The organism is Caulobacter sp. GW456-12-1-14-TSB4 (assembly GCF_059424195.1).
The window spans coordinates 1-16,755 of record NZ_JBWKZF010000041.1 but is presented as its reverse complement, the minus strand read 5'-3'; the positions used below and the strand labels follow the sequence as shown (position 1 = coordinate 16,755).

The 16,755-nt window shown below is 67.5% G+C and carries 16 protein-coding genes; 12 read left to right on the top strand and 4 right to left on the bottom strand.

Annotated features, from left to right (window positions below):
- Nucleotides 1-10: 10 nt before the first annotated feature.
- The 6 genes from AC07YH_RS24620 (at nucleotide 11) to AC07YH_RS24595 (ending at nucleotide 5,345) form a co-directional block, all read left to right on the top strand.
- Entirely contained in the window at nucleotides 11-1,354 is a 1,344-nt protein-coding gene (locus AC07YH_RS24620; RefSeq protein ID WP_494749536.1) for a M56 family metallopeptidase, read from the top strand.
- Nucleotides 1,355-1,406: 52 nt separating this feature from the next.
- Complete coding sequence (locus AC07YH_RS24615; protein ID WP_494749535.1) at nucleotides 1,407-2,759, top strand: pectate lyase; 1,353 nt, start codon at nucleotides 1,407-1,409, stop codon at nucleotides 2,757-2,759.
- A 116-nt stretch (nucleotides 2,760-2,875) separates the two neighbouring features.
- Nucleotides 2,876-3,115, top strand: coding sequence for a DUF6289 family protein (locus tag AC07YH_RS24610; RefSeq protein WP_494749534.1), 240 nt, complete (start codon nucleotides 2,876-2,878; stop codon nucleotides 3,113-3,115).
- A gap of 118 nt (nucleotides 3,116-3,233) precedes the next feature.
- Nucleotides 3,234-4,352: a chorismate synthase gene (gene aroC, locus AC07YH_RS24605; protein ID WP_494749533.1), complete on the top strand. Its 1,119-nt coding sequence runs from the start codon at nucleotides 3,234-3,236 to the stop codon at nucleotides 4,350-4,352.
- Between the two features lie 177 nt (nucleotides 4,353-4,529).
- A complete protein-coding gene (locus AC07YH_RS24600) occupies nucleotides 4,530-5,072 on the top strand; it encodes a response regulator (protein ID WP_494749532.1) in 543 nt (180 codons plus the stop codon).
- Nucleotides 5,073-5,120: 48 nt separating this feature from the next.
- On the top strand, nucleotides 5,121-5,345 hold the full coding sequence (locus tag AC07YH_RS24595; protein ID WP_494749531.1) for a hypothetical protein: 225 nt from the start codon (nucleotides 5,121-5,123) through the stop codon (nucleotides 5,343-5,345).
- A gap of 175 nt (nucleotides 5,346-5,520) precedes the next feature.
- On the opposite strand, the gene AC07YH_RS24590 is transcribed toward AC07YH_RS24595, so the two are convergent.
- The 3 genes from AC07YH_RS24590 to queC all read right to left on the bottom strand — a co-directional run bounded on the left by AC07YH_RS24590 (nucleotide 5,521) and on the right by queC (nucleotide 7,304).
- Nucleotides 5,521-5,886: a 6-carboxytetrahydropterin synthase gene (locus tag AC07YH_RS24590; RefSeq protein ID WP_494749530.1), complete on the bottom strand. Its 366-nt coding sequence runs from the start codon at nucleotides 5,884-5,886 to the stop codon at nucleotides 5,521-5,523.
- 72 nt (nucleotides 5,887-5,958) lie between these two features.
- Nucleotides 5,959-6,591, bottom strand: coding sequence for a 7-carboxy-7-deazaguanine synthase (gene queE / locus AC07YH_RS24585; protein ID WP_494749529.1), 633 nt, complete (start codon nucleotides 6,589-6,591; stop codon nucleotides 5,959-5,961).
- Nucleotides 6,588-7,304 carry a 7-cyano-7-deazaguanine synthase QueC gene (gene queC, locus AC07YH_RS24580; RefSeq protein ID WP_494749528.1) on the bottom strand — a complete coding sequence of 239 codons (717 nt, stop codon included), beginning with the start codon at nucleotides 7,302-7,304 and terminating at the stop codon, nucleotides 6,588-6,590. Before queC ends, queE begins: the two co-directional genes overlap by 4 nt.
- A 482-nt stretch (nucleotides 7,305-7,786) precedes the next feature.
- On the opposite strand from queC, the gene AC07YH_RS24575 reads away from it, so the two are divergent.
- From AC07YH_RS24575 to AC07YH_RS24555, 5 genes are all read left to right on the top strand, one after another.
- Nucleotides 7,787-10,621: a TonB-dependent receptor gene (locus AC07YH_RS24575; RefSeq protein WP_494749527.1), complete on the top strand. Its 2,835-nt coding sequence runs from the start codon at nucleotides 7,787-7,789 to the stop codon at nucleotides 10,619-10,621.
- A 188-nt stretch (nucleotides 10,622-10,809) separates the two neighbouring features.
- A complete protein-coding gene (locus AC07YH_RS24570; RefSeq protein ID WP_494749526.1) occupies nucleotides 10,810-12,342 on the top strand; it encodes a response regulator in 1,533 nt (510 codons plus the stop codon).
- Nucleotides 12,343-12,464: 122 nt separating this feature from the next.
- Nucleotides 12,465-13,193: a helix-turn-helix transcriptional regulator gene (locus tag AC07YH_RS24565; RefSeq protein ID WP_494749525.1), complete on the top strand. Its 729-nt coding sequence runs from the start codon at nucleotides 12,465-12,467 to the stop codon at nucleotides 13,191-13,193.
- Between the two features lie 284 nt (nucleotides 13,194-13,477).
- Nucleotides 13,478-14,293: an acyl-homoserine-lactone synthase gene (locus tag AC07YH_RS24560; protein ID WP_494749524.1), complete on the top strand. Its 816-nt coding sequence runs from the start codon at nucleotides 13,478-13,480 to the stop codon at nucleotides 14,291-14,293.
- A gap of 245 nt (nucleotides 14,294-14,538) precedes the next feature.
- Nucleotides 14,539-14,970 carry a helix-turn-helix domain-containing protein gene (locus AC07YH_RS24555; RefSeq protein WP_494620661.1) on the top strand — a complete coding sequence of 144 codons (432 nt, stop codon included), beginning with the start codon at nucleotides 14,539-14,541 and terminating at the stop codon, nucleotides 14,968-14,970.
- Between the two features lie 106 nt (nucleotides 14,971-15,076).
- Here the strand turns inward: AC07YH_RS24555 and AC07YH_RS24550 are convergent, their stop codons facing one another.
- A complete protein-coding gene (locus AC07YH_RS24550; protein ID WP_494749523.1) occupies nucleotides 15,077-15,430 on the bottom strand; it encodes a PilZ domain-containing protein in 354 nt (117 codons plus the stop codon).
- A gap of 220 nt (nucleotides 15,431-15,650) precedes the next feature.
- On the opposite strand from AC07YH_RS24550, the gene AC07YH_RS24545 reads away from it, so the two are divergent.
- Nucleotides 15,651-16,625 carry a glucokinase gene (locus tag AC07YH_RS24545; protein WP_494749522.1) on the top strand — a complete coding sequence of 325 codons (975 nt, stop codon included), beginning with the start codon at nucleotides 15,651-15,653 and terminating at the stop codon, nucleotides 16,623-16,625.
- Nucleotides 16,626-16,755 lie beyond the last annotated feature (130 nt).

The window sequence follows — 16,755 nt, the reverse complement described above, 5'->3', positions numbered from 1 at the left end:
GAGTGATCCCATGAACCCGATCTTCGCCTCCGCCGCCCTGGGTCTGGTCGCCGCCTGGCCGGCCAGCGGTCTGGGCTGGCTGCTCGGCAAGGCCGCCGACCAGCTGACCGGCGATCCCCTGCCCCGGGCCAAGACCTGGAACCGCGCCGTCGCCCTGCCTCCGGCCATGCTGGCCGCGATGGTCGGCGTCTCGGCCCTGCCCGAAGCGGCCGCCGAGCCCATGTACCAGGCCGCCCTCGCCGCGCCGGCCGTGGCCAACGCGGGCGCGGCGATCAGCGAAGCTTCGGTGCGGGTCATGGCCAGCGCCGGCAGCGCCGAGATGGCCGCCGGCCTGCTGATCCTCAGCGCGCTGGGCGGCCTGACCGTCGCCGGCGCGCGCCAGGTGATGGGTCGCGCCAAGCTGAAGCGCATCGTCGCCAAGGCCCGTCCGGTGTCGCAGGAGCTGGCCCAGGCCGTCCGCGCCGCCGCCCGCCGCCTGGACACCGGCCGCCCCGAGGTGAAGGTCAGCGACGAGATCGACCAGCCGCTGCTGGCCGGCCTGACGACGCCGGTGATCCTGCTGCCCGCCGACCTGGTCGCGCGGCTGGACGTCGCGCGCCTCGTGCCGATCTGCGCCCATGAGCTGGCGCATCTGAAGCGCGGCGACAACTGGCGGCTGCTGGCCGAACACCTGCTGGGCGGCCTGTTCTGGATGGCCCCGCCGTTCGCCGCCGTCCGCACCCGCGCCGCCGCCGTGCGCGAGGAGTTGGCCGACGCCATGGCGCTGGAGAACGCCGCCGTCGAGGTCCGCCGGACCTATGCCGAGACCCTGATCGACGTGCTGCGCACCCGCGCCGCCCCCACCCTGCACCCCGCCTTCACCGGCAAGGGGCGGAGACCCACGCTCATGCGCCTGAAGGCCATCACCGATCCGCGCGATCCCGCCACCTTCGCCCGCAAGGCGTTGCTGGGCCTGATCGGCCTGCTGGCCGTGGCGGTCGCGGCCACGGGCTCGATCGCCCTGGCCCATCAGGACGGCGGCGGCCACACCGGCAGCCGCAGCCTGATCACCGACGAGCGCGGCCTGTATGTCGACATCCGCTCCGACTATGTCCGCGTGACCAATGCAGAGCTGATCGACGGCAGGCTGAAGCCCGAGGACGGTCAGGTCTGGATCTATCACGGCAATGTCCGGGTGCTGGGCAAGCTGAACTCCCCGCGCACCCGGGTGCTGCTGGACGGCCAGGCTCCGCCGAAGGACTTCGATCCGACGGTCCTGTCCAAGGGTTCGATCCAGGAGCTGCAGGTCACCCACTACAACCGCGACGCCTCGCCCAGCGTGGTGCTGAACGTCATCACCAAGTCGGGCTCTTAAGCGACGATGACACCGGTGGACAGAAGCCCCGTCCACCGGCACTTTCGCGGCCATGCTCAGCCGCTTCCTCGCCCTCGTCCTGACCCTCGCCGCCGGCTCGGCCCAAGCGGCGGACATGCTGGCCTTTCCCGGCGCTGAAGGCGCGGGCCGCTTCGCGACCGGCGGCCGGGGCGGCGCGGTGCTGCGGGTGACCAATCTCGACGACGCCGGTCCAGGCTCCCTGCGCGCGGCGGTCGAGGCCAAGGGGCCGCGCACGGTGGTGTTCGACGTCGCCGGCACGATCCCGCTCAAGAGCCCGCTGAAGATCGGCAACGGCCAGATCACCCTGGCCGGCCAGACCGCGCCGGGCGGCGGGATCACCCTGCGCGACCAGACCTTGATCGTATCGGCCGACGACGTGGTGATCCGCTTCATCCGCTCGCGCCTGGGCTCGGAGAGCAAGGTCGAGGGCGACGCGATCTGGATCAGCGGCGGCCGGCGGATCATCCTCGACCACGTCTCGGCCAGCTGGTCGGTGGACGAGACGCTGTCGGCCTCGGCCCGCTACGACAAGCCTGGGCCCAATGGGAAAGAAGGGGGTTTCTATGACCTGACCGTCCAGTGGTCGATCATCGCCGAGAGCCTGGCCCACTCGATCCACGTCAAGGGCGACCACGGCTATGGCAGCCTGATCCGGGGCGGCAACGGGTCGAGGATCAGCTTCCACCACAATCTGTGGGCCAACCACATGGCGCGGATGCCCAGGCCTGGGAACTACGAGGGGCCGGACAAGGACCCGGTCGGGGCGTTGTTCGATTTCCGCTCGAACGTCTTCTACAACTGGGGCCACGACCGGGCGGGCTACAACGCCGATGCCGCCACGCTGTCGGCCTACAACTTCGTCGACAACGCCTATGTCCCGGGGCCGAACTCCGAGAAGCGCTTCGCCTTCAAGGAGAGCGACACGCTGGCCAAGGCTTACTTCGCCGGCAACAGCATGGACGGGGTGGTCCCAGCCGATCCGTGGAGCCTGGTGGCGTTCAGCATTCCTGAGCCAGCGGGGTATCGCCTGGCGGCGGCGGTCGATGTCGCCCCGGTGACGCCCGAGCCGGCCGACAAGGCCTATGCCCGCGTACTCGCAGACGCCGGCGCCTCGGTGTGGCGCGACCCGGTCGACCAGCGAATCCTGGACGGCGTGAGAACCCGCACCGGCAAAGTGATCAACACCCAGGAAGACGTCGGCGGTTGGCCGGTGCTTCCGGCCGGTAGGGCGGCGAAGGACACGGACGGCGATGGCATGCCGGACGCCTGGGAGACGGCGCACGGCTTCGATCCGAGGAAGGCCGACGGCGCGATTGTCGGCAAGGACGGCTGGACGAACCTGGAGCTCTATCTGGCCGACGCGGCCAAGGTGCGGGCAGGTTGAGCAAAGCTGCGCGAGTAATCGCAACATTCAATCTTAAGGCGTGACGATTGACGCACATTGATACAGTCTCAAGTTGTGCGGGAGATCGCCTCCCGCAGCATCGTGTGGAGACTGTGATGATCCGCAAACTTGCCACGACGATCGCTCTGGGCGGTTCGATCGCCCTGAGCTTCCTGCCGGCCATGGCGCTGGCGGCCCCGCCGGTCGCCTACCAGCGCATCTATTACGCCGAACCCGAGTACACCACCGCGGTCGGCGGCATGTACCGCCCGTGCCCGGCTCCGGGCGCGATGGTCACCACCTGGGGCGTGTCCAGCGCGTACTACACCGAGGAAATCTTCCCCTGCGACGAATAGGCGCCGAACTGAACGCGGGAACCTCCCTCGCGGGGGAGGTTCTTCGCGCCGAGGCCGCGCCAGCGCAATAACCGGCCTCGTTTTGCGGCCCGGCCGTGTTTCCGCTAGAAGCCGGCCCATGTCGCACAACACCTTCGGTCACCTGTTCCGCGTCACCACCTGGGGCGAGAGCCACGGCCCGGCGCTCGGCTGCGTCGTGGACGGCGTGCCGCCCGGCATCGCCATCACCGCCGAAGGCATCCAGGCGTTCCTCGACAAGCGCCGCCCAGGCAATGGCAAGTTCGTCACCCAGCGCCAGGAGCCGGACGCGGTGCGCATCCTGTCGGGCGTGTTCGAGGACGAGCGCACCGACGGCCTGCGGACCACCGGCACGCCGATCAGCCTGATGATCGAGAACACCGACCAGCGCTCGAAGGACTATGGCGAGATCGCCCAGGCCTTCCGCCCCGGTCACGCCGACTACCCCTATTTCGCCAAGTACGGCGTGCGCGACTATCGCGGCGGCGGGCGCAGCTCGGCGCGCGAGACGGCGGCCCGCGTGGCGGCCGGCGCGGTGGCGCGGCTGGTGATCCCCGGCGTGACGATCCGCGCCGCCCTGGTGCAGATCGGCCCGCACGCCATCAACCGCGACAACTGGGATTGGGCGCAGACCGAACAGAACCCCTACTGGTCGCCCGACGCCGCCATCATCCCGGTCTGGGAAGAGCACCTGGAAAAGATCCGCAAGGCCGGCTCTTCGACCGGCGCCGTGGTCGAGGTCGAAGCCATCGGCGTGCCGGCCGGCTGGGGCGCGCCGCTCTATGGCAAGCTGGACGCCGAACTGGCCGCCGCCCTGATGTCGATCAACGCCGCCAAGGGCGTCGAGATCGGCGAGGGCTTCGCCAGCGCCGCCCTGACGGGCGAGGACAACGCCGACGCCATGCGCCTGGGCGAGGACGGCCAGCCGGTGTTCCTGTCCAACCACGCCGGCGGCGTACTGGGCGGCATCTCCACGGGCCAGCCGGTGGTGGCGCGCGTGGCGTTCAAGCCGACCTCGTCGATCCTGATCCCCCGCCAGACCCTCAACGAGGCCGGCGAGGAGGTCGATCTGCGCACCAAGGGCCGCCACGATCCGTGCGTCGGCATCCGGGGCGTACCGGTGGTCGAGGCCATGACCGCCTGCGTGCTGGCCGACGCCTTCCTGCGCCATCGCGGCCAGACCGGCGGCCATGTGTTCGCGCCTGGCGCGAGCCGATGACAACGTAGTCAGACCTCAGAAATCACCATTTCTGGACGCTGAGCACTGATTAAGCTCAGCTTTCGGATTGACGTGCATACGTTTGCAGGCGTAAGCCTCGCTCAGCGTATCCCCTGGCGCGCGAAGAGCACACGCCATGGTAGCGATCCGCGACGCGATGGCTGAGGGGCGCAGCGCGTGCGATTTGACCTGCTGAAGATCCTGCTGGTCGACGACAACCAGCACATGCGGATGCTGCTGATCGAGATCCTGCGGGCGGTCGGCGTGCGTCACGTGTTCGAGGCCATGGACGGCGCCGAGGCGCTGACGACCCTGCGCTCCACCGCCATCGACGTGGTGTTCACCGACCTGTCGATGAGCGGCCTGGACGGCATCGACTTCGTCCATCTGGTCCGCCAGTCGCCCGACAGCCCCAACCCCTTCGTGCCGATCGTGATGATCACCGGCCACTCGACCGAGCGCCGGGTGAACGAGGCCCGCGACGCCGGGGTCAACGAGTTCCTGACCAAGCCGGTGACCGCGCGCGGCGTCGTCCACCGCCTGACCCTGTTGATCGAGAACCCGCGCCCGTTCGTCCGCGCCGGCGACTATTTCGGCCCCGACCGTCGCCGCCGCGACGACCCGCGCTACCAGGGCGAACGGCGACGCGTGGACGACAAGCCGGCGCTCTATGTGGACGATCCGCAGGCCGGGCGCGGCCATCCGACGCGGAGAATTTAAACCTTTGGCCGGCTAGAACGTGGTGAACAGCGTTTTACGAGCTTCACCATGACCATCCGCCGCCTCGCCCCGCTGGCCGCCATCCTGACGATGGTCGCCCTCTCGCAGACCGGCTGCCTCGCGGCGGCCGCCGTCGGCACCGTGGCCGGCACGGCGATCGGCGTCACCGGCGCGGTCGTCGGCGGCGCCGGCAAGGCGGTCGTGGCCACCGGCAAGGCGGTGATCCCGGGCGACAGCAAGAAGGACCGCGAGCGGGACTCGTACCGGCGCTAGAGCACCAGCGCGAAAACTTCTCCTCCCCATTAGGGGGAGGTGGATCGATGCGAATACGCATCGAGACGGAGGGGGTCGCGAAGCGGTTGTGCATTGGCCGCCGCACAGGGCCCCTCCACCGCCATTCGGCGGTCCCCCTCCCCCAGAGGGGGAGGATAGATCAGACCCTCAGGCGCTAGAGCACCAGCGCGCAGCGCTCGCCGATCGTCGGGCGCGACAGCTCCACCCGCGACAGGCCCGGGAACCGCACCTTCAGCCGCTCGGCGAAATAGAGGCACAGGCGCTCCAGGGTCGGGACCTCAAGGCCCGGCTTGTCGTTCAGCAGGCCGTGGTCCAGCTCGGTGGCGACGGCCTTCAGCGCCACGTCCAGGCTTTCCAGATCGGCGACCCAGCCGGCGTCCTGCATCTCGCCCTTCACGCTGGCCTCGACCTTGAACGAGTGGCCGTGCAGCTTGCGATAGCGATGGTCCTGCGGACCTTGCTCGATGTAATGGGCGGCGTCGAAGAACGCAGCCTTCGTGATCTCGAAGACGGGCTTCATAGGGACTTCTTTGACTAAGGCCTGGGAGGCTCTAGCGCGTCGACCCTGTCACCAAGTCGAGCGCCTTATCCGTCAGGGCAGGCCGAGATATTTGTGCGTTTGGACGCTTAAACGCCATTGTGGGTGCGAAAGGCAATAGGCGACGGCCAATTGCGTGTTCCTGTCGCGGTCCGGGCCATCCATAGGCTGAAGGTAGAAACGCTCGAAATCGAGGTCCGCGAAGCGCTCCGGCATGGCCTTGTCCTGCGGGAAAACGAGCTTCAGTTCCTGGCCCGAGGTCTGGACCACGGGCGCATCGGCCTTGGGGCTGATGCAGATCCAGTCGATCCCGGCCGGGGCCTGCAGCGTGCCGTTGCTCTCGCAGGCGATCTGGAAGCCGCGTGCGTGCAGCGCCGCGATGGCGGCCTCGTCCAGCTGCAGGAAGGGCTCGCCGCCGGTGCAGACCACCAGGCGATCGTCCGGGCCGCCGGTCCACTGGGCCTCGACCGCCGCGGCCAGGTCGTCGGCCGTGGCGAACTTGCCGCCGTTCTCGCCGTCCGTGCCCACGAAGTCGGTGTCGCAGAAGGTGCAGACGGCCTTGGCGCGGTCCTGCTCGCGGCCGGTCCACAGGTTGCAGCCCGAGAAGCGGCAGAACACCGCCGCCTTGCCGGCCTGGCCGCCCTCGCCTTGCAGCGTGAGGAAGATTTCTTTGACGGAGTAGGTCACGCGCTAAGCGCCTCGCGGCCGGCCGCGTCCCACTCGACATAGCCCTTCTCGCGCAGCTCGCACGCCGGGCAGGTCCCGCAGCCGTGGCCCCAGGCGTGCAGCTCGCCGCGTTCGCCCTGGTAGCAGGTGTGGCTTTCCTCGACGATCAGCTTGACCAGATCCTCACCGCCCAGCGCCTTGGCCAGGCCCCAGGTCTGGGCCTTGGTCAGCCACATCAGCGGCGTCTCGACGCGGAAATTGCGGTCCATGCCCAGGTTCAGGGCGAGCTGCTGGGCGTCCAGCGTGTCGCGGCGGCAGTCGGGATAGCCCGAGAAGTCGGTCTCGCACATGCCGCCGACCAGGGCGTCGATGCCCCGGCGATCGGCCAGGGCCGCGGCGTAGATCAGGAACACCAGGTTGCGGCCCGGCACGAAGGTCGAGGGCAGGCCGCGCTCGGTCATCTCGATGGCGCGGTCGGCGGTCAGGGCCGACTGGGCGACCTGGCCGAAGCTCTTGATGTCCAGCACGTGGTCCTCGCCCAGGCGATCGGCCCACTGTGGGAAGCGTTCGGCCACCGCGCGACGGACGTTCTGGCGGGCTTCCATCTCGATCGAATGGCGCTGGCCATAGTCGAAGCCGACCGTCTCGACGCGCTCGTAGCGCTCGAGGGCCCAGGCCAGGCAGACGCTGCTGTCCTGGCCGCCGGAGAATAGAACTAGGGCCGCTTCGCTCATGCGAGGCTCTCGACTTCCAAAAGAATGGGGAACATGGCCCCTCCTCTACACGAGGCAAGGCCAAGCCGGAACCGCCGGGGACGCGCGAACCGCCAACCGGCGCGAATTGCGAGATACTTCAGAAACGAACCGACTCGAATTCTTTCGCCCGCGAACTATGGATATATCTCGCCATTGCGAGACCGTTTCGCGATTACAGGCGCTACGTTCCGTTACGGAACATACAAACCCGATCTTCTAATTCAGCATGAACTTACCCGCACCAGGAGAATACCACCTCTCGGAAAGTGAAAAGGCGTAACCTATCGCTGTTCACTTACGTGTCGGCCAGTTGACAGCTTTCAAACGCAAGTATGCAATCTGCGAATGCTGCGATGGGTTCGCCGTACGCCCGCGTGGTGAGAACAGTACGGCGCCGAGGAAACATCGACCCTCGCAGGCTCCATCCATAAGGCGCCGCCTGGGTTCAGGGAGGGAATTCAATGTCGCATACTCTGCGTATGCGGAGCCTATTGGTCATGGGCGCTTCGTCGCTCGCGATCTCCGGCTTCGCCGTCCCCGCGTTCGCTCAGCAGGCCGCCAAGCCGGCGCAACAGAACTCCACCGTCATCGAAGAGCTGGTCGTCACCGCTCAGAAGAAGGAAGAAGCGCTGCAGGACGTGCCGATCGCGGTGTCGGCCTTCAGCCAGGACTCGCTCGAGGCCCAGAAGATCGACGGCGGACCGAACCTGCAGCAGGCGATCCCGAACGTCACCTTCGCCAAGAGCAACTTCACCAACAGCTTCAACTTCCAGATTCGCGGCATCGGGGCCAAGGCCGTCGGCGCCTCGGCCGACCAGGGCGTCGGCGTCCACCTGAACAACGCCCCCATGCAGTCGGGCAACCTGTTCGAGGCCGAGTTCTACGACGTGGAGCGCGTCGAAGTGCTACGCGGCCCGCAAGGCACCCTCTATGGCCGCAACGCCACCGGCGGCGTGGTCAATGTGATCACCGCCAAGCCGACCGACCAGTTCGAGGCCAATGTCCGCGCCGAATACGGCAACTACAACTCGGTCAAGCTGCGCGGCATGCTGAACGTGCCGATCTTCGGCGACAAGCTGGCCATCCGCCTGGCGGGCACCTCGCTGAAGCGCGACGGCTTCGTCACCAACACCTTCAACGGCCACGTCGTCGACGACCGGGACCTGTATTCGACCCGCGTCCAGGTGATGTTCAATCCGACCGACAAGCTGCGCACCAACTTCCTGTGGGAACGCTTCCACGAGAACGACAACCGCGCGCGGACCGGCAAACAGCTCTGCACCAAGGATCCGGGTCCGACCTCGATCGGCGGCGTGCCCACCGGCGCTGCGCAGCGCTACCTGACCCAGGGCTGTCTGCCCGGCTCGCTGTACGCGCCCGCCGCCTACGGCACGGTCAACACCTCCGGCACCCTGACGGGCCTGCTGGGCAACATCTTCGGCTTCACCTCGGGCGACGCCAACGCCGGCGACACCACCTCGACCAATCTGCGCGAGATCGAGACGGCGCTGGACCCGCTCTACCAGTCCAGCTCGAACACCTATCAGTACACCATCAACTACGACCTGACCGACGCGCTGACGGCCACCTCGATGACCGCCTACAGCAAGGGCAGCGTCTATACGAAGCAGGACTACAACCGGAACGTCTCGCCGGTGGCGTTCAACAACACGCCGTTCACGCCGGGCGGCTTCTTCAACGATCCGCAGGTGGGCAACACCAACAAGTTCACGACGATCGACGTCTCGTCGGGCCGCGCCGAACAGTTCAGCCAGGAACTGCGCCTGCAGTCGGCCTTCGACGGCCCGCTGAACTTCACGGTCGGCGCCATCCACTTCACCTACCGGACGCTGACCGACTACTACGTGATCGGCAACTCGCTGACCCTGTCGTCGCTGGCGCTGAACGCCTCCAAGGGCCTGTCGCCGACCTGCAACCCGGCGACCACCGCCAACTGCATCGGCATCGACACCCAGCCCACGCCGACCGGCGACGGCCACAACTACTATGACAACCGCACGCCCTACACCCTGGTGTCGGACGCGGTCATGGGCGAGGTCTACTACCAGATCAATCAGGACCTGAAGTTCACCCTGGGCCTGCGCCAGACCCGCGACAAGAAGGCGGTCAAGAACTACTCGACCGTGCTGCTGGCCCCCGGCTACGGCCTGACCCTGAACCCGACCAACCCGGACCAGCGCGCCCGCTTCAACGAGACCACGGGCCGCGTCGGCGTCGACTACAAGGCCCATCTGGGCTTCACCGACGACACCCTGCTCTATGCCTTCTATTCCAAGGGCTACAAGGGCGGCGGCATCAACCCCGGTGTTCCCGCCGGCGCGATCGGCATCAGCCAGACCTTCGGTCCCGAGTTCGTCAACGCCATCGAGATCGGCACCAAGAACACGATGCTGGGCGGCAGCCTGCTCTTCAACGCGACGGGCTTCTCGTACGACTACAAGGGCTATCAGATCAGCAAGATCGTGAACCGCACCTCGGTGAACGAGAACGTCGACGCCAAGGTCTATGGCTTCGAGCTGGAAAGCATCTGGTCGCCGGTCCGCGACCTGAAGCTGAACGCCAATATCGGCTACCTGCACACCAAGATCGGCAATGGCGTCACCTCGATCGACACCATGAACCGCACCCAGTCCAACCCGGCCTACACGGTCGTGAAGGTGGGTCCCCAGGCCTCGTCGGTCGGCGCCAACTGCGTGCTCAACACCACCGGCGTCGCCACCATCCTGGCGGCCGGCGCCGGGGCCACCCTGCCCTGGGCCTGCACCGGGGCGGCGGCCTACCAGGCGTTCCTGTCGACCCCGGCCGCCCTGGGCGGCGCGGGCCTGCCCGCGCCCACCGCGGCGTTCCTGGCCAACAGCACGGGCCTGTTCACCTACGGCGCGGGCTATTCGATCGAAGGCGCGTCGGCGGACCTGTCGGGCAACGAGCTGCCCAATTCGCCGCACTGGACCACCTCGATCGGCGCCCAGTACCGCTTCGACCTGCCCTCCGGCTGGTCGGCGACCCTGCGCGGCGACTACTACCGCCAGAGCGGCCAGTTCGCCCGGGTCTACAACACCGAGTACGACCGCCTGAAATCCTGGGACAACGGCAACATCACCCTGAAGGTGGAAAAGCCGGAATGGGGCGTGTCGATCGACGCCTACGTCAAGAACATCGGCAACAAGACGCCGATCGTCGACGCCTACACCACCGACGACAGCTCGGGCCTGTTCACCAACGTGATCACCGCCGAGCCACGCCTCTACGGCGTGTCGATTTCCAAGTCCTGGTAAGTCCCATTAAGCAAGAAAATGTCGAGGGCGGCGGGCCATCCGCCGCCCTCTTTTTCGTCCAGTGTCGGCGGCTCGACGGAAAGATGAGCGATTTCCCGCCATTACCGCGCTGTGACCGCTCCCAACTTAACGACTCCGCAAGGCGACCCGGGGCAAGTTGTGGTTCCAAAGTCCCAGCGAAGCGCCGCATGGAAACGCTTAAACGTCTCATCGACCTGAGCGAACCGATCGCCCCCGGCGCGTCCTGCGCCGAGGTCGCCGCGATGTTCGACGCCGCTCCGGCCACGCCCGGGCTCGCGGTCGTCGACGACCATCGCGCGCCGATCGGCATGGTCTATCGCGATGTGCTGCAAGGCATGATGCGCGTCGCCGGCCCGCAGTTGGCCGACAAGCCGATCTCCGAGGTGATGGACGCCGCGCCGCGCCTGGTGCCCGCCGACACCGACGCCAACGCCTTCGTCATCAATCTCGCCGACAGCACGACGCCGGTCTACCGCACGGCCTATGTCGCCGTGGACGCCGCCGGCCGCTATGTCGGCGTCGGCGGCCTGACCTCGCTGCTCAACTCCCACCGCCGCCGCCAGCGCGAGGCCAGCGAGGCCATGGCGATGGTCGAGCGCATGGCCGTCGATATCGGCGCGCACCTGGACGGCGTCCTGGCCATCACCGAACGCCTCGAGCAGCAGCGCCTGACGCCTGACGCCTCGGCCTTCGTCCGCGCCATCGGCGACACCAGCCGCGACATGGGTGCGACGGTGAACCGGGCCATCGACCTGCACCGCTCGACGCGCGGCCAGCTGACCTTCACCACGGCCCCCACGCGCCTGCGCGACCTGGCCGACGCGGTCGAGGCCCGCTGGGCCGGCCGCGCCCACGAGGGCGGCTCCACCCTGCTGGTCTCATACGACGGCGATCCCGAGTGCGGGGTCGAGGTCGACGGCGAGCGCCTGCTGCAGGTGTTCGACATCCTGATCGAGAACGCCCTGGCCGCCGGCCGCGGCATGATCGAGACCCGCCTGACGGCCCGCGCCGAGGGCGAAGACATCCACCTGGAAGGCCAGGTCCGCGACAACGCCGAGGGCCACGCCGACGAGCGCCTGGCCCGGGTCGAGGACCCGCTGGGCCCGTCCAGCCTGCAGGATCGCAGCGAGATGGCCCTGGGCGTGGGCATGGCCCTGGCCCACCGCGTCATGCGCGCCATGGGCGGTCCGCTGCACGCCGAGGCCAATCGCGGCGCCGGCCTGACCGTCGGCTTCGGCCTGACCGTCGCGCCCGCTTCGGCCGAGGCCGAGATCCACGAGGAACCCGCCGTCGCCAGCCGCGCGGCCCACATCCTGATCGTCGACGACAACGCCACCAACCGCATGGTCGCCGAGGCGCTGTGCGACATGTTCGAGTGCACCTCGGAACAGGCCGTCGATGGCGTCGAGGCCGTCGAGATGGCCAAGGGCGGCCGCTTCGACCTGATCCTGATGGACATCAAGATGCCGCGCATGGACGGTATCGCCGCCACCCGCGCCATCCGCGAGATGGGCGGACGCATCGGTTGCGTGCCGATCGTGGCCCTGACCGCCAACGCCGACCCGGCCGACGTGCAGTCCTATGTCGCCGCCGGCATGCAGGACGTGGTCGAAAAGCCGATCAAGCCCGAGCGCCTGGCCACCGTGCTGAGCGCCCTGCTGGGCGACGACGAGGACGAAGGCGAGGAAGCGGCCGCCTAGGGCCCTTCCCTACCCGCGACAATTCGACACCGTCCGTACGCGCTACCCTGGATAGCACGCGCTTGTCGCGGACGCGTATCCCAGCCTAGCCTGAACTCTCGCGTGAGTACGGAGCAGCGTGCGTGCTGAATACGGCGGAAAAACAGGCCTGGGCGTTTCTCAGCCAAGCCCCGCATCTGGGCTCGGCCCACGAGGTGGAAACCCATTTCGCCCAGGCGATCGGGGCCTTCGGCTATGACCGCTTCTGCGCCACCCTGGTCAATGCCGAGCAGTACGGCAAGGAACCGCCGACCCTGAGCCGCCGCGACTTCGACAGCTGGGACCAACGCTACTGGAGTGAGCGGTACGTCGTCCACGATCCATGCGTGAAGCTGCTGCTGAAATCGCCGCGCTCCTTCGCCTGGTCCGACGCCAAGCCGCTGGGCGACGGCCGCGCCCAGTCCATGTGGGGCGAGGCCTCCGAGCAAGGCATGAACGACGGCTATGTCGTGCGCGTCTTCGGTCCGGCCGGTCAGGAAGTGCTGATCCGCATGTCGACCGAGGCCCCCGACACCGACCCGACCTCGCGCGCCGTCATCGACAGCCTGGCGACGGTGTTCGGCACCATCATGCTCAAGCACTGGGAAATGCAGGACGACAATCCCGACTACGGGATCATCTCCGAGCGCCAGGCCCAGTGCCTGTACTGGGCCAGCCGCGGCAAGACCGACTGGGAGATCGGCGCGATCCTGGAACTCTCTCCCCGCACGGTCCACCACCACATCGAGGCCGCCAAGAAGCGCCTGGGGGTGGTCAAGCGCCAGGAAGCGGTGCTGAAGGCCGGCGAGCTGGGCCTGCTGAAGAAGGTCTGACCCGATCCCCGAAATCCGTTTCCCCGGCGAAAGCCGGGGCCCAGCTGGAAGAGCGCTGGGGCGGGTTCTATGCGCGCCGAGCTTTTCCAATCATCCCCAACGCCATGAGATCTGGGCCCCGGTTTTCGCCGGGGAGATCGGCTTTGGGTTAGACCCAGACCCCCATCCCCCTGGCAAGCACCCTCCGCGCGCAGGGCCTAGGCCGTTTGGCCTATCGTCCGTTCGCCGGATCATGCCCCTTAATGCAGGCCGTTCCTTTCCCGCCAGCTTTGGGGGCCGGCCTTATGATCCACATCATCACTTCCGAGAACCGTCATCTGTACGGCCCGCAGCTCTGGGCCATGCACGAGGAGCGCCGGCGTCAGTGCGTCGAGAAGAACGGCTGGGTCGACCTGGTCGTGCTGGATGGCGGCGAGATCGACGACTACGACGATCACCGCGCCATCTACCTGCTGGGCTTCAACGACGCCCTGGAGCTGGAGGTCGGCCTGCGCCTGCGCCCGACCGACGACCGCTGCATGCTGGCCGACAAGTTCGCTCACCTGATCGCGCCCGACGAAACGCCCAAGAAGGGCGCCGACGTGTGGGAAGCCACGCGCCTGTTCACCACCGAGGCCTATCGCAAGCGCAAGGGCCCCGGCCGCGGCGAGCGGGTGTTCGAGTGCTGGGCGGCGGCCTTCGAGCTGGCCCTGCGCCATGGCGTGACCCGCTTCGTCGGCATGATCGACATGCAGCTGTATCCGGGCATCCTCAACTCGCCGATCGACACCCGCCTGGTCGGCATCCCGCGCCCCTACGAGTACGGCCTGGTGGCCGGTTCGGAGATCGCGGTCTCGCAGATGCTGCTGGATCGGGTGCTGGAGGCGATCGGCCGCGAGTCGCCGATCGGCTACGAAATCGACTCGATGGACATGATCGCGTTCGGCGACCTGGCCGCCGTGCAGCGCCAGGTGACCCGCGCCATGACGCCGCAGCTGACCGCCGGCGTCGAGCGCGACGAGACCCTGGCGGCCGAAACCCTGTTCCGCCTGCACGACAACACCGGCGAGGCGCGACGTATCTGGAGTGGCCGCCCCGGACCGTCACCCCTTAACGCATAAGGGTTTGCGGCGTGCGGCCCGTTCCGCTAGGGAGCGGGCCGTACACTGACTTTGGTTTACTCGCGCTGGACGGCAGCGGTTCACCCTTCGGTTGGCGGCGAATCGCCTATTCGGCGACTAGTCTCCTCGGATCGGGGAGGCCAGCTAAACCATCGCGACGTAACGCCGCGCATTGGACGCCCCAGCTTCCACCGACGTCACGGTCGTGTCATTTTCCACGAACAACCGTTGGAGGCGTAATACAGATGAGCGAAGAAACCGAAGGCCGACGCCCCAACCCAGTCGACCTGCATGTGGGCGGTCGCGTCCGCATGCGCCGCAAGTTGCTTGGCGTCAGCCAGGAACAACTGGCCGACAGCCTGGGGCTGACCTTCCAACAGGTGCAGAAATACGAGCGTGGCGCCAATCGCGTCAGCGCGAGTAAGCTTTACGAGATTGCGAAGACCTTGCAGGTCCCGGTGTCGTTCTTCTTCGACGGCCTGGCTGACCCGATGAGCGGCGCGGAAGTGGACGACGCCGCCCAGCATGCCGAGAAGGTGGTCCAGGAATTCCTGACCACGCCGGAAGGTCTGGAACTGGCCGAGGTGTTCCCGCGCATCGGCCGTGGCCGCGTCCGTCGCCAAGTCCTGGACCTGGTGCGCGCGATGGCCGACGAAGCTGCCCGCGAAAACGCTTAAGACGACCGCTTGAGACCCGGCGCGCTCCGCTCAAGCGCGCTGCCTCCGGCAAAATGAGAAGACCTCGGCTAGCCGGCCGAGGTCTTTTTCATGCCTGGAGGTCTACCTAGCCCGTCGAGACGCTGGACTGCGCGGCCAGCCAGATGCGCTTGGCGGACCCGGCGACGGCGGGGGTCAGGCCGCGAAGGTCGTAGGTGCGGGCGATGCGCATGCCCACCTCGCGATCGCGCTGCCAGGCCACGGTGACGTCGTGGGCCAGGCCCGCGACCAGATCGACCAACTGCACCTTGCCGGGCGGCGCGGTGCTGGACAGCATCTGAATACGCGCGCCGCTGCTGGACAGGTCGCGGATCACGCAATCCCACGCGAAGGTCCCGCACAGGATCTTGCCCGACCTCTGGGTCTGAATACGAACGGCTGTCCGTCTATCTTGATCGTCACCTGACGCGTACTTCGCCATGGGGGGATAAACGCATGGCGCGGTTAATCGGACGTCTAAATTTAAGATTTTTATAGTGAAGGTTAACGCGCTTCAGACTCGAAGCGGGTTTGATTTTCGGTAGTGACAACCTTGTCATACCGGCGTTCTTCAGTGATATCTTTCGTTTACTGGTCGATGTTACCGGTACAACAGAATTCATCAGAAGCCGGACAAAGATCCGGCCGCGCGAGGAAACGATATGGCTAAGGGATCGGTCTTGCTGGCCGACGTGAATGGGCGCGACCTGGCGTTGGCGGTCGTGCGTCCTGGCGATCCGCCGCGTGCGCATCAGGAGCTGGCCTGCGGGTCTCTGCGCGAACTGGAGCAGCATCTGGCCGCCGCCTTGGCGGAGGGCGCGCACGGCGAGCTGATCGGGGCGGCGGTCTGCGGCGCGGGTCCGGAGATCGACGGCGCCATAGCCCTGACGGCCAGCGACTTCACCGTGACCCAGTCGTGGTTGAGAGCGGTGCTGAAGACCCCGCGCGTGGCCCTGCTCAACGATTTCGCCGCCTGCGCCCTGGGCGCGCCACGCCTGGCCCCGACCGCCATGACCGTGGTCCACGACGGCAAGCCGGCCAAGAACGCGCCCATCGCGGTGATCGGACCCAATCTGGGCCTGGGGATCGCGGGCCTGTCGCCGCATCGCACCGACGGCTGGGCGCCGGTGGTCAGCGAAGGCGGCCACATCGATTTCACGCCCGGCGAGGCGCGCGAGGTCCCGGTCTTCTCGGCCCTGCAGATCAAGTACGGCCGGGTCTCGGCCGAACACTTCCTGTCGCAGCAGGGGCTCGTGGACATCCACATGGCGCTGGGCGGCGATAGCGACAGCGATGACGTGATCCTGGCCCGCGTCCGCGCCGGCGACGCGCGGGCCCGCGAGGCGGTCTCGATCTTCAGCGCGCTGCTGGGCGCCTTCGCAGGCGACGCGGCCCTGATGTTCGCCGCGCGTGGCGGGGTCTACATCAACAGCCCGCTGATGGAGCGCGTCGACGGCCTGCTCGACACCGAGGCGTTCGGACGGCGGTTCCGGGACAAGGGCCGGATGAGCGACTACCTGAAGGGCATCCCGGTGTATCTGACGCGTGGGCGCTGCACCCTGCTGGGGCTGTCGGGGCTCTTCTCGGCCAGCGACATGAAGTACACGGCGGACGAGGTGAAGTTCCTGGACTGCTGAGGGGGACAGAGCGCCCCCTCCGTCACGGCGCGTATCCGCGCCGCGCCACCTCCCCCGCAAGCGGGGCAGGAAAGGGACTGCCTCTCCTCCCCCGTTGAAACGGGGGAGGTGGATCGCTGCGGATACGCAG